Here is a 13,659-nt window from a genome sequence, read left to right as displayed (position 1 = left end):
CTTACTTAGTCACTTTTTCCATAACTTCTATAATGAGCATAACCCTTATTGGAGAAACCAATTTTGGATTCGATAACTGAAATGCTTAATCGAAAACAACCCTCCCTTTTTATAAAATTTATTAGAAAAAAGTAATTTTCCCGAAAAGTGTCGATAGGTATTTATACCTGTAAACAGTAGTTTACCCTATAATAAGACTTACAGGTACAAATGACAAATATATGAAGTGGCCACAGAATATATGTCAACTACAGTTAATATTGAAAATTACTTTAGGAGCCAGATAATTCTGGTGATGAGGAACTTTATTTGAAGTTCCACCTAGGGAAGCTATGAAATATAGCCTTTAATTGGACACTTTGGCTATATGGAGCTAGTAGTGTAACCGGCCCTCTTATAAACTATTTATTAAGAGGAGAGATTCGAAATGAAAAAGACAATTTTTTCAAGTGTAGCAGCAGGAGCATTAGCTCTTGGAATCATGGCAAGTTCAGCATTTGCATCAGTGACAATTGACGGTGATACAGGTACAGGATTTGTTGGGAAAGGTGATGTTCAGACAGCTCTAGGGTTAAATAATGCTCAAATGCAAAATCAAGCTGAGAGTTTGAAATTTACTTATGAGACTGTTGAAACATATGAAGTTACGGTACAATTCATAACTGGTGAAGGAACAAAAGGGGAAAAAACCCATATAGTTGAACATAAAAGATCTTCTTCGGTAAACAGTGATGTTCTATATGATGCAAGAAAAGCGAAGCAGTATACAGGATTTAATTTAAATGGTTTCACTAATACAACTTCAGAAGGTGTAATTCCAGCCATTGGTGACGAATTCCCAGGTGAATCAGACCATACCGTAACAAGTGTTGAACTTGTTTCTTCCCAAAGTACTTTATATGTTAATGATGTTGCGCTCCAATAGTTTTAAAAAAGGGTTAGCACTAAGGTTAAGTAGTTCCGTTTTGGAGTACAAAAATAGAAAAAGCAGTCCAAAACGGACTGCTTTTTTACTATGTATTCACTGATATATTCACTGTTAAAATCGCAGGCTTTTCGTAGATGTCCATTTTTATAAGATTATTCTGTAAAAATGTTATTCTATAAACAGAGCTTCTTCAACTAACGGGGCAGTTTACTTCCATAAGAAGGGAAATTTCTATTAATGTTGAATATACTCATTAGCACGTTTTTAATAAAGGGCAAGGTAAAATCTAGCCCTAAAGATGGGTTGCAATTTGTTTTATAATGAATTTTACGAAGAAGAACTTATGTTAAATATGGGACGGTTGCAGCGCCACCTGTACAAAATTGTTCTTATTCAATGTTTCGAATAATTCTGGCTGATTATATGAGAGGATTATTTTGCTTAAACCGAAATTTATTGGAGTTTTTTTGTTGCTATGTTTATTTTACTTGGATGCCAAGATGGTTTAAATCAAAATTCTGTTGACAATCACGGCGTAATAATTGATGTGAATAAAGAAAACAAAGAAATTTTAGTCGATGATAAAGAAATGGACTCATTTGAGTTAATTTATCTAAAATAAAAAATTGGGACGATTATCACACTCCATTAGAAGTTAATGTTTGGTTGGAGGATGGAATAAATGAGAGTGATCCTCATAGAGTTAAGACTGTTAAGGTTCAAATAGTTAAATAATGTGAATCCTAAATGAACTATGGCTTTTTCAATGAAATCAAAATTTGGTAGATTAAAGAATTGGATGGGATAAAATGAAATACAGAAATGTGGTCTTATTTTTATTTATATTACTGTTATCAGGATGCACTTCAAAAAATGAATTAGCAGATACTCAAAAAGAACTAGAGTCAGTAAAAAAAGAATTAATTTATTCGAATGAAAAATTAAATAGTATTGAAAATCAAAATCTAGAACTCAATGAAGAGTTGGTAAATCTGAACAAGCTCACCGATGCAGATATAGATTCAAATGCTATAGCAGTTAAATTGTTAACCAGCAATTTTTCATCAAACCATGCAAACGGTGATAAACTCCCAATACTTCACGCCTTAGTATTCGCAGAACACATTTCTACCTATTTTGCCTATAATAAGAATGGTGAAATACAGGATACCGATAGTAGTATTAGCAGTTATCTTGGAAACGTACATGATCTTAATGTAAATAACTATTTTTTAAATATTGTTTTTTCGGAAAGTGTTGAAATACCATTAACAGTTAGAAACGATACCAACAAAATTGTTACCAATAATATTCTGCTTGTTATTGACCCAGAAAAAAAGTTGCCAAGATTATATATTAAAACTACTAAGAATACTTACAGTATCTATGAATGTGATGTACGAGGTATGTTCCCTTACGATCCTGATCTTTCGATTAATCAATTAATCGAGCATTATCAATTGGAAATGTTTAATCAGGAATAGAATTAATGGCTAGTTGTTCCTTCTGTATTACCCACAGTTTCAAATAATCGTTATTATTTCCATCAACTTTTTTGAACTATGTTATTTCTCACAAATATTGATTTTTACCAGACTGCAAAATACTGAACTTTAACTAAACCAGCTTTAATAGTAGCTTAAATCCATAAGGAAGTAACGTAAGGCTTTAGTTGAAGAAAAAGTCACTTTTAAAACAGTGAACTTATTATGAATTTAATCACTATAAGAGAATGAATTAACCATAATGGATAAAAATTCGTTATGGTTTTTTGCTGCCATTCCGCATGTGAAATCGCTATATAAATCGCAAGACCACAATATTTATTTCAGTGTTTTGAAAAGGTATGTGAATTATGGTGTGAAAACACCATTAAAATTGAATAAAACGTTATTATATCAACAAAAAATAGCATACGAAATGTGTTGCGAATTCGTATGCTAAAAGTATTGTTTTTTCTTATTTTGTACTCCAAAACGGAACTACTTACACTAAGGTGCTAGCCCTTTTTTTAATTAAGCAAAAAAAGAACCCACCAAAGTGAGCTCCATTCTCTAACTATTTCTTCCCATTCCCCTGAAAAAATTGAAACAGGCTTTTGATGGAATTTCCCTTTTTAAAATAAACTTCCTCTTTCACTTGATTGTTGATAATACTCCAGAGTTCAAGTTCTTTTTCCGATAAAGGCGTAACTGGACCATCTGTTTCGGAGAAATTGGATAAGTAATCCAATGGAATTTGATAGCATCTTGCTATGTTTGTCATAATATCGAATGAAACGGATTTTCGATGGCCATTTTCGACCATGCTTAAATATTGTTTCGTGATGCCAATTTCGTTAGCAGCCTGCTCTAGGCTCATACCGCGTTCCATTCTTAAACGCCTTAGCTCTTCACCTAAGAAATTACTCATAGATTTGCTCCTTTCTTTACCTGTAAAATGAATATCCAACTGACGATACCTTCTAAAATCATGACGAAAAATTCTTCTATTAAAAATTTGTATTTTAGTTTTTTATTAAGAAGATGATGAAGATACTCATGAATAATCGTTTGTAATTGTTCCGGGTAATCAAGCTTTTCATCAATGGCAATGATTTTCTTTTTCGGATAGTAAACCCCTTTGATCGACCCAAGCTCCATAAAAAAGATATCGAGCTGATGCTTTTGCTTAATGCTGTCAATTAAGTTTTGAACATGATGATCGGAAATCGATAACAGCTTACCTCGACAAAAGTTTAGAAACGACAGATAAATCGTTAGCATCAAGGTAATGATAAAAAAGTTGAAGTAATGATAGAGTGATAGAACAGGAAAAATGACCAATACTTTAAATAAAATAGGTAGGAACATACTAATGAAAAAAGAACTAGATTTCCGATACTCTAAATAAGAATATAGCTTCGTTAAAAATAGGCTTAAGATTAGTAAAAAAATAAAAGTCATATATCTGTAGAAAAAGGTTTGATAGGCAAAATGACCATAATACTCGTTCCCTATAATGATTCCAATAATTCCAATGGAGGTAGCCGGGAGGAGATTGGTGATATTTTTGCCTTTATTCTTAATCGTGTTGAAAATTAACCCTGTTGCAAAGTAAAACAAACTGTAAAAAATTGAATTTTCATCAAAGATGAGTAAACCCAATACGACAATAAAAAAGGAAAACCATAATGGGGTATAAAACTTGATGAGAATTCTCTCGAGTAATGCAATGAAACATAAAAATAAGGCTAATTCTCCGTTAAATTCAGAAATGGTTGCTGGTATATTCATATACTTGAACATTAAAAAGATAGCTACTAATGGTAATAAAAGGGCTGGATTCTTTAGATTTGATATCCTCATTCGCTACTCTCCTTCTTTAATGTCAATATGTAGACCTATTATACTACATACCTTCCCAACATGTTTTTATTTTCAGAATAAAGTTAGAATTTTTCTATCCTGTGATATTTGTCATATTCAAAAGCGGATTTTTTCGATTATATGGTAAATAGAATAAGCGTGACTTTTGTCCTAGTTCCCGGAATATTTGACTCAATACAGGAGTGGATGCCTTTGAAAAAATCGATTATTACTAAATTATCATGGCTTGTTATCATTGTAACGCTTATTAGTTTAACTGTTATTTCATTTGCTAACTATCAGATGACGTATAACAAGGTAAAAGAAGCAGCGGGGTTAGAGCTTATTGGCTGTGCGAACATTACGACCGGATTGTTAACGAAGGAAGATATTGATAGCCTACAAAGTCTTTCCCCAACAAAAGCGGAGGAATTAGGAAGAAAGATTAATTGGACCATTGAACATAAACCCATTTTTGAAAATCAGTATTTATTATCATTAGAAGGGAAAGTACTTGTAGCCGATGAATCGTTGCAAAAGCAAGGAATAAAAGCGGGAGATTCTTTTCAAGTGGATCCAGATATTTTAAAAACATTAATGGATGAAAAGAAGCCTGTTTTCTCGAAGGTTTATACGTTTGGCGGAATGAAACGTTTAACAGGCTATGCCCCTATTTTTAAGGAGCATCATTCTAATGGGGAAATCATTGCAATCAGTGCGATTGATTTTAATGCGGAGATTTTAACAGAAAGAACATGGAGTATGGTTTCCTCTACCATCATTGTAGGAATTATTTCTTTGTTATTAGCTGGAACCCTTATCATTCTTTATGTTCGCAAAACCATCTTACCATTAAGAGAGTTAACACAATATACACAACAAATTGCTGAGGGAGATCTTTCTCTTAAACCGCAAAGGTTAAAAGCCTCTGGTGAAATTCTGCTGCTTCATGAAAACTTCAATTTAATGGTAGAAAAATTGAAACAGGCTCTTTTACAGACATCCTCAACATCCAAAGAATTAGCTGCATCGACCGAAGAACTTTCGGTTAACACCTCAGAAGTTACACATATTGTTGAAGAAGTTTCTACCACTTTTAAAAGCGTGGCTGAATCGGCGAATCACCAAGCCAATGATGCAGAGAAAATCGTACTGGTGTTCCAACAGATTACCGAGCAGATGAAACGGATGACCGAAAAAATCCAAGAAACCGCTAAAGATTCCAATGAAGTATCTTCAAAGGCATTATACGGTAATGATTTAATCCAAGAGTCCGTGAAACAAATGAATCAGATTCAGTCTAGTACAACAGACATCTTTCATTCCATGATGGAATTAAAAGAAAAATCGAATAAAGTTCATGAAATATTAGCGATCATCATGAACATCTCCAAGCAAACCAATTTGTTAGCCCTAAATGCTTCCATTGAAAGTGCAAGGGCAGGGGAACATGGAAAAGGCTTTGCGGTTGTCGCTGAGGAAATTCGTAAATTAGCAGAAGAGACTTCGAAAAGTATTACCAACATCAATCAAATCATTAATGAAATGGAAAATAAAACAATCGAAGCAGTAGAGCTTACGGAAGTTGGAAAAAATACCGTTGAGGTTGGACTTGAAAAAGTACAAACCGCTGGCACTTCGTTTCATGAAATTAAAGAGTCTACTCAAAAAGTCAGTGAAGAGGTTACCGATATACACTCGACGATTGTCCATATTCAGCAAGAAATTGATGTTGCCAATCAACAAATCTTTGATATCACAACGATTTCTAGAGAGATATCCTCACAAATGCAACAAGTAGCCGCATCTTCTGAACACCAAACAGCTTCAATGGAGGAAATTTCATCCTCTATTCAAATGCTTGTCCATCTCGCGAATGAAATGGAAGACCTATCGAATCAATTTAAGATGTAAAAAAGACAAGGATATATACGAGGGCACTGAAAAAGTCTCTCAAATATTTTAAAAGTACCCCTTCCTTCAAATTTTTTTGAAGAAAGGGGTACTTTTTTGTCGTATAATTGATGTACTAATATAAAGCGGGTGTGTTATAGATGATTCCAAACCAACAGTCTTTGAGTTTTAGTCCATACATGGCACTTTACGATATTATCGTGCCAAAAGATAATATGCTTCGAAAAGTGAATGAACTCATTGATTTTTCCTTTGTGTATGAGGAACTCAAGGACAATTATTGTCACGATAATGGAAGAAATGCCATTCACCCAATACGTATGTTTAAATATCTATTTTTAAAATCTATACACGACTTATCGGATGTTGATATTGTAGAACGTTCAAAGTACGATATGTCGTTTAAATATTTTCTAGACATGTCTCCTGAAGAAGAAGTCATTGACCCGAGTTCTTTGACAAAATTTCGAAAAATACGTTTAAAAGATGTTAATCTTTTAGATTTACTTATTAATAAAACGGTAGAAATAGCGATTGAAAAGGAAATTATCAAAAGTAATTCTGTTATTGTGGATGCCACTCACTCGAAAGCTCGTTATAATCAAAAGTCTCCTAAAGAAATATTGATGGATAAATCAAAGCTTCTTCGAAAAGCAATCTATCAAATTGATGAAAGTATTAAGAATCAGTTTCCACCAAAATCCTCCACAGATGTATTAGAAGATGAAATCGAGTATTGCCAAAAGCTAATGGATGTAGCCAAAAATAATGAGGTAATCCGTGAATACCCAAAAGTGAAAGAAAAAATGAACTTACTAAAAGAAACCCTTGAAGATATGAATGAACAGCTTCAGATGTCCAATGATCCAGATGCGCGAGTGGGTCATAAGACAGCTGATTCTTCCTTTTTTGGCTATAAAACACATCTGGCAATGAGTGAAGAAAGGATTATCACTGCCGCAGTGATTACAACAGGCGAAAAGAATGATGGAAAACAATTAGAAACATTAGTCGAGAAAAGTAAAAAAGCTGGGATGGAAGTAAAAACGATAATCGGTGATACTGCTTATTCTGAAAAGGGAAATATCGAGTACGCAAATACAAATGAAATAAATTTAGTAGCTAAATTAAACCCTTCTGTTACTCAAGGATATCGTAAAAAAGAAGAAGAGTTTGAATTTAATAAAGACGCTGGGATGTACGTTTGTAAAGCTGGACATCTGGCAATAAGGAAAGCTAGACAAGGAAAAAAAGATGTAGCTGTCAATCAAGTAGACACTTATTATTTTGATGTAGAAAAATGTAGAGTTTGTCCATTTAAAGACGGATGTTATAAGGAAGGTGCTAAAAGTAAGAGTTACTCTGTAAGCATTAAATCAAATGTGCATACAGAACAAATAAAATTTCAAGAAAGCGACTATTTTAAAGAGAAATCGATGGAGCGATATAAAATAGAAGCTAAGAATAGCGAATTGAAACATAGACACGGGTATGATGTTGCAGATTCCTCGGGTCTAATTGGCATGCATTTGCAAGGGGCAATGGCTATCTTCACAGTGAATGTGAAAAGAATATTGACGCTAATGAACCAAAAATAGGGAATAGAATAACTACTCAAAACACAAAAAGACAGTTCGGAATCCAAAAAAATGGATGTGAACTGTCTTTTTTACTTTAATGGTTCAAGCACACTTTTGAAAAACGAAAGTTTTTCAGTGCCCTCGATATATACCTTGTCTTTTTTTAACTGCATTTTATTTTAGAGATAGATCTTGTCCACTCAAATCCATAGCTAGGGAGTGGTTTTCTTTTATAAATAACCTCATTTTCGTGAACTAATTTAATGTTATTAATCATAGAACTTGTATTCTCTTGTTCTTTAATTTCCAAATATCCTGAATCGTATTTAAAATATACTGTGTAGAGCTTACCTTCATATACTACTTCTTCTATATTTCGCATACACTCACCCTTTTTTAGAATACTTGATAAGGTTATTATAATCGAAACAAAAAAAGCATGTTTTCGCCAAATAACGCCATTTTTGAGGGGAAATGAATCATTATCTGTGCTTTTTAACATTCTCTCATCGAAAATATAACTATAAGAATATTTTGAGGGTGGGGGTTGGGAAAATTTTCAGAATAGTTTCCGATGTCCGATATATTTTAAAAAGTGTCCGATAAACTAGAACGAGTGTCCGATAAAGAAAATTTAGTGTCCGATAAACAAAAAAACCTGTCCCATAAATCGGTGTAAACAATAAAAAAGGTATCAAGACATCTCTTGAGATTGTCTTAATACCTTTCTTTTTCCTTAAATCTACAATAATAGCGCACCATATCCAAGAGCACCGACAATCACATAGGCAGGGTGAACTTTCCATTTTTCTAATAAAAGAAAGCCAACAACCACCAAGATCACTGTTTGTATCCAACCAGTGTCTTCTATAGAAGTAGAAAAGAAACTAAACGTCATGATTCCTAGTAAAACGGCAATAGTTGGTCGAATGTAATTGGTCATTCGTTTGACCTTTGGAGAATCTTTAAATTTATATAAAAGTCCTAATAAAACAATCATTAGAATAAGAGAGGGAGCGACCGTTGCAAAAATTCCGACAATCGAGCCCAAGATTCCACCTTGCTGGTAGCCGATATAACCAGCCATTTTGGTCGCAATTGGTCCAGGCAAGGCGTTTCCTAATGCCAGCACTTCACTAAACTCCGAAACGGTTAACCAGCCGTATCGATTCACTACCTCGTTTTGTACGAGTGGAATCGAAGCGGGACCACCGCCATACCCGACAATCCCTGGAATGAAAAAGGCAAGAAAGATATGCCAATAAGTCATCAGCTGACACCTCTTTCACTAGAAGGATGGGTTTCTTTCTGTTTATCCTTTTTAAAAATAGCAAAAAGAAGCAAAGCAGCAATTAAGATGGCAGGATGGAACCCAGCAAATTGAATGAGTATAAAGCTGGCAGCGATAATGCCCAACGCTATTTTCCAGCCCAAGGATTCCTTTGATTTTTTGAAAAAGTCCCAAGTTAAAGATGCCAGCATCACACCAACCACTGGAACAACGGCTTTGGTCATTCCCATCACCCATGGCTGATCCTTAAAAGATGATAAAAACGTTAATAAGACAATCATTAAGACAATGGTAGGGATAATCGTGGCAGCGAGGGCGATGATTAATCCTAAAATTCCGGCGACTCGATACCCTATATAGCCGGACATCTTAGTGGCAATGGGGCCGGGGAGGGTGTTTCCTAATGCTAATACATCAGAAAATTCATCATCATTCATCCATTTGTATCTTTCCACGACCTCTTTATGTACGAGAGGAATGGATGACGGTCCGCCGCCATAACCCAGCATTCCGACACGGAAAAAGGCTAAAAATAACTGAAGCTGTGTTTTCATAATATACTCCTTTTATTTTGTGTATAATCCCTTAATAGGGGAGTAATCTAGGTGTTGAAATTGAGGAAAATACGAATCTATTACTTTTAATAAAAGACTTTGTTAAACATGACTAGTGATTTCCTCTCCAATCAACATTGTTAAAAATCAACACTACTCTTTAACAGAGCCAAAAAAGGTTAAATTCGTTTTTTTTCAGGCAGTTACCAAGAGTTGATTGCGCCGTCCGTTCTAGATTCTTTACCCTACTGATAGTACACCTGTTTTTGGATTTTTCCAAATAATTTGTCCGCGACTGAAACCTCTACTATCAAGAGCAACAACCGTTAAGCAAGCAGCAGTTGCGATGGCTGCATCAATCGCAGTTCAACCTTTTTTTAAGAATATCTAATCCAGGTTGAGACGCCAATGGTTAAGAAATGGAAACCATCCCATTTTTTTGCAAATGCCGCCATTCACTGGGAAGGATAAGGGTAATTTAAATAATCTAGATTCATATAGAAACTGAACTTCCTCTTTTTTAGTAGTTTTAGAAGGTTAGAGACACAGTTTTCGTATAATAAGGACAAAAATTGGCATGCTACCTATTGTTTCTTCATAAATAGAAGTAGTGAATGAACACCTTTTTAGTAAAATGATATTTTATCTGACTGTTTTCACGTTTTTTCCGCCTAAAATGGGAATATATCTGCCCAAATTGGAAATATATCTGCCCAAAATTTAATTATTTCTAACTTTGTCACATTCCCACCGCAATCTTATCGCGTTTTCACCATATTCTAAACCTCATCTCACCACCATCTCACCCACTTCAACAAGTAAGCCCATTCAGCAACTAGCTGGACGGGCTTACCTTTGAACCTGTAATAGGGGGTTCTTATTTAATGGTTACATCGTTAATCATATAGATACCTGCTGGATGAATCCAGAAACCATTGACATTTTTGCCTGCTGCCATTAGATTTTCATCGTTGCGTAAGAACACCATTGGAGCATCTTCCATTTCGATTTCTTGTGCTTCATTATATATTTCTTGACGCTTATTAGGGTCAGCTTCTTGACGTCCTTGGTTGATTAGCTCATCCACTTTTGGATTGCTGTAGAAGGAACGGTTTCCAGCTTCCCCTTTAGCATCAGAGTGGAATAAGAAGAATTGGTTATAGTCGGCATCACCTGTCATATTAGACCAGCCTAGGATAAACATATCGTGTTCTCCTTTTGATGTAGCATCCAGGTAAGCGCCCCATTCCATGACTTTGATTTCAACATCAATACCGATGCCTTTTAACTGGGATTGAACAACCTCAGCTACGTCCACACGCTCTTTGTTGTCATTCGTCCAGATCGTTGTTTTAAAGCCATTTGGATATCCAGCTTCTTTAAGTAGAGCTTTTGCTTTTTCTACATCATAGTCCCAACCAGTTAAGTTTGGATTATGACCCCAAACCCCAGGGCCCATTGGAGCGGTTGCTTTTGTACCTACATTATTAAAGACACCTTGGACAATCATATCTGTATCAATGGCTAAGCTAATCGCTTGGCGAACCTTTACATTATCGAAAGGTTTCTTTTGTGTATTGAAGCCAATATAGTCAATACCTAACGCCTCACTGCGGATTAACTTCATCGTTTGACTATTTTCAATGCGCTCTACTTCGGTAACCGGAACTGGTTCAGCTAGGTGTGCTTGGCCTGTTTCTACCATGGCAATACGTGTAGCATCCTCAGGTACTACCTTGTAAACAACGCTATCAACTTTTGGCTTATCGCCCCAATAATCTTCATTCTTTACTAATTTAAGCTCGGATCCTGGAGTCCATGAATCTAGTTTGAAAGGACCTGTTCCAGCTGGATGTTGTCCTAATTTGTCTCCTTGCTCCTCAATCGCTTTCGGGCTAATGATTCCGCCAGAATAATGGGCAAGATTAGATAGAAGTGGGGAGAACGGATACGCTGTCTTTAATTGAATCGTATAATCATCGACAATTTTGATTTCGGTAATCATATCAAATAATTTCGCGCGTGGAGAGGCTACCTCTGGATCTACCACACGTTCAAGCGTTTTCTTTACCGCTTCAGCATTAAAATCAGTACCGTCATGGAACTTAACACCTTGACGAAGCTTGAATTCCCATGTAAGGTCATCTAATTTATTCCACTCTGTGGCTAAACCAGGTTGGATGTCCATATTTTTATCTTGGATGACAAGTCCTTCATAAATCTTTCCATGATAGACGTTAGCAGAAGGAATGTCTGTTCCTTTATGCGGGTCAAGCTGGGTAGCGTCAGACAATACAGCAATTACAAGCTCACCGCCGTCAGATCCTCCACTTTCTTGTTTGTCACCATCACCTTTATTACTTGATTGTGGTTCATTAGATGCATTTTCAGAAGGGGCACTCGTACAGCCGGTTAATGCGGCTCCGATAAGAAGCATGAACATTAACACCAAAAACGTAAACTTTTTCGTCTTCATCTTTTTCCCAACTCCTTTTTATTTTTTAGCCATTATGAATGGTCTACATCATGACGTTATTTTTTATAGGACAGAGAATCCCTTATTTGGATATTTACAGCCCTTTTTTGTAGAGTATCGGACAGAGAATCCTTTATTTATGAATAAATCCACAATAAATGCCTTTTTTGGCAAAATAACGGATTCAGGGTCCTATATATCCATCAAAATGGGGTATTTTTCACAAATAGCGGAACTAGAGTCCTATAAATCACTTCTTATTTGGAAAAATCAACAACAAACCATTTTATGATGTATACACAGATAAAACTTGAAGTTCTTTGGTTGCGGTGGTTAAGTTTCGATAACCATTTTCGGTTATCACAACAAAGTCTTCAATTCGGACTCCGCCAAAGCCTGGTATATAAATGCCTGGCTCTACTGTAATGACCATTCCTGGTTGTAAAACCGTTTGGTCGCCATAACGCATGGCTGGTTTCTCATGGACGGCTAATCCGATGGAATGCCCTAAGCTATGACCAAAATTATCACCATAACCAGCATCACGGATAATGGATCTTGCTACTTCATCGAGCTCGGAACATACTTTTCCTGGACCGATTTCTTTTAAAGCAGCCAGCTGTGCTTTTTTGACAATGTTATAGATTTCGAGTTGCTTTTCCGAAGGCTCGCCGACTACGACAGTTCTTGTAAAATCAGAATAGTAGCCTTTCACTCTTGCCCCGATATCCATTTTGACAAAGTCGCCCACTTGAATAACTCTATCGGTTGCTTGTCCGTGGGGAAGGGAAGAGCGCTCACCGGATGCTATGACATGATTCGCTTTGATTCCTTCTGCTCCAGCTTTTCTCATGAAAAACTCCAGCTCCAGACCAACCTCCATTTCGGTCATGCCCGGACGGATAAACGATAGGATATGTTCGAAAGCTTGGTCACAATAGGAAACACCTTGTCTCAAATACTCAATTTCCTGTTCGTCCTTAATCATCCGAATGTCATAGTATAGGTGATCCACCTTTTCTAGGCTAACGGACGGAACAGCTTCTTTTACTGCTAAAAACTCTTCGACTGGAAGCGACTCATATTCGATCCCTAGTGTTTGGACATGATGGGTTTCTACTAATCTCTTTACATATGAAAATAACTCTCTGTTGTGGTTGATGACTTCGAATAAGGAAGCTTCTTTTTTGGCTTGGTCGACATATCGGAAGTCTGTTAAAAGGATTGCATGATTTTCTGTTATGAATAATGCTCCTGCAGACCCCCGAAAGTTGGAAAAGTAGTAACGGTTTTCGACGGATGAGACAAAAACCGCATCTACTCCTGTCTCTTGCATTTTTTTACGCAGCTTTTCTAGTCGCTTTTGTTGCATGCGTTTTACCACCCCCACATTAGAATAAAAATGCATATGAAAATGATTCACCTTGCCCAATCATTAACTTGTTTCCATTATAGAAAAATTCAGAAAATAATATTTTCAAAATCATTACCTACATTTACAGAATATTTACTTAATTTTAAAAATAATGTAAAAAGTATTTATTTTCTGATAATTTAATAGAAAAAGGA

12 protein-coding genes and 1 riboswitch are annotated in these 13,659 nt (G+C 35.6%); of the genes, 5 read left to right on the top strand and 7 right to left on the bottom strand.

Annotated elements, in window-relative coordinates:
• Window positions 1–316 precede the first annotated feature (316 nt).
• A riboswitch (cyclic di-GMP riboswitch) is annotated at window positions 317–400 on the top strand.
• A gap of 27 nt (window positions 401–427) precedes the next feature.
• The 3 genes from ACSBPO_RS20410 (at window position 428) to ACSBPO_RS20400 (ending at window position 2,412) form a co-directional block, all read left to right on the top strand.
• A complete protein-coding gene (locus tag ACSBPO_RS20410) occupies window positions 428–925 on the top strand; it encodes a hypothetical protein (protein WP_442596555.1) in 498 nt (165 codons plus the stop codon).
• A gap of 478 nt (window positions 926–1,403) precedes the next feature.
• Window positions 1,404–1,550 (top strand): hypothetical protein, encoded by a 147-nt coding sequence (locus ACSBPO_RS20405; RefSeq protein ID WP_442596554.1) that lies wholly within the window; start codon window positions 1,404–1,406, stop codon window positions 1,548–1,550.
• Between the two features lie 187 nt (window positions 1,551–1,737).
• A complete protein-coding gene (locus ACSBPO_RS20400; RefSeq protein ID WP_442596553.1) occupies window positions 1,738–2,412 on the top strand; it encodes a hypothetical protein in 675 nt (224 codons plus the stop codon).
• 574 nt (window positions 2,413–2,986) lie between these two features.
• Here ACSBPO_RS20400 and ACSBPO_RS20395 read toward each other — a convergent pair.
• Window positions 2,987–3,340, bottom strand: a complete 354-nt coding sequence (locus ACSBPO_RS20395; protein ID WP_442596552.1) for a helix-turn-helix domain-containing protein — start codon at window positions 3,338–3,340, stop codon at window positions 2,987–2,989.
• Complete coding sequence (locus tag ACSBPO_RS20390; protein WP_442596551.1) at window positions 3,337–4,275, bottom strand: ImmA/IrrE family metallo-endopeptidase; 939 nt, start codon at window positions 4,273–4,275, stop codon at window positions 3,337–3,339. The genes ACSBPO_RS20395 and ACSBPO_RS20390 overlap by 4 nt, the downstream gene beginning before the upstream one ends.
• Window positions 4,276–4,488: 213 nt before the next feature.
• On the opposite strand from ACSBPO_RS20390, the gene ACSBPO_RS20385 reads away from it, so the two are divergent.
• Window positions 4,489–6,189 (top strand): methyl-accepting chemotaxis protein, encoded by a 1,701-nt coding sequence (locus ACSBPO_RS20385; protein WP_442596549.1) that lies wholly within the window; start codon window positions 4,489–4,491, stop codon window positions 6,187–6,189.
• A 140-nt stretch (window positions 6,190–6,329) separates the two neighbouring features.
• Window positions 6,330–7,787 carry an IS1182 family transposase gene (locus ACSBPO_RS20380; protein WP_442595587.1) on the top strand — a complete coding sequence of 486 codons (1,458 nt, stop codon included), beginning with the start codon at window positions 6,330–6,332 and terminating at the stop codon, window positions 7,785–7,787.
• Between the two features lie 145 nt (window positions 7,788–7,932).
• Here ACSBPO_RS20380 and ACSBPO_RS20375 read toward each other — a convergent pair whose 3' ends face one another.
• The 5 genes from ACSBPO_RS20375 to ACSBPO_RS20355 form a co-directional block, all read right to left on the bottom strand.
• Complete coding sequence (locus ACSBPO_RS20375; protein ID WP_442596548.1) at window positions 7,933–8,271, bottom strand: hypothetical protein; 339 nt, start codon at window positions 8,269–8,271, stop codon at window positions 7,933–7,935.
• A 240-nt stretch (window positions 8,272–8,511) separates the two neighbouring features.
• On the bottom strand, window positions 8,512–9,039 hold the full coding sequence (locus tag ACSBPO_RS20370) for a chromate transporter (RefSeq protein WP_442596547.1): 528 nt from the start codon (window positions 9,037–9,039) through the stop codon (window positions 8,512–8,514).
• The gene (locus ACSBPO_RS20365) at window positions 9,039–9,614 is read right to left on the bottom strand and encodes a chromate transporter (protein ID WP_442596546.1); all 576 of its coding nucleotides are present in this window, start codon (window positions 9,612–9,614) and stop codon (window positions 9,039–9,041) included. The genes ACSBPO_RS20370 and ACSBPO_RS20365 overlap by 1 nt, the downstream gene beginning before the upstream one ends.
• 877 nt (window positions 9,615–10,491) lie before the next feature.
• Window positions 10,492–12,090: a glutathione ABC transporter substrate-binding protein gene (locus ACSBPO_RS20360; protein ID WP_442596544.1), complete on the bottom strand. Its 1,599-nt coding sequence runs from the start codon at window positions 12,088–12,090 to the stop codon at window positions 10,492–10,494.
• 286 nt (window positions 12,091–12,376) lie between these two features.
• Window positions 12,377–13,462, bottom strand: coding sequence for a M24 family metallopeptidase (locus ACSBPO_RS20355; RefSeq protein ID WP_442596542.1), 1,086 nt, complete (start codon window positions 13,460–13,462; stop codon window positions 12,377–12,379).
• Window positions 13,463–13,659 lie beyond the last annotated feature (197 nt).

The organism is Neobacillus sp. D3-1R (assembly GCF_052180215.1).
Taxonomy (GTDB): Bacteria; Bacillota; Bacilli; order Bacillales; family Cytobacillaceae; genus Pseudoneobacillus.
Note: the sequence above shows the minus strand (reverse complement) of the source record. Positions and strands in the feature narration are given on the sequence as shown.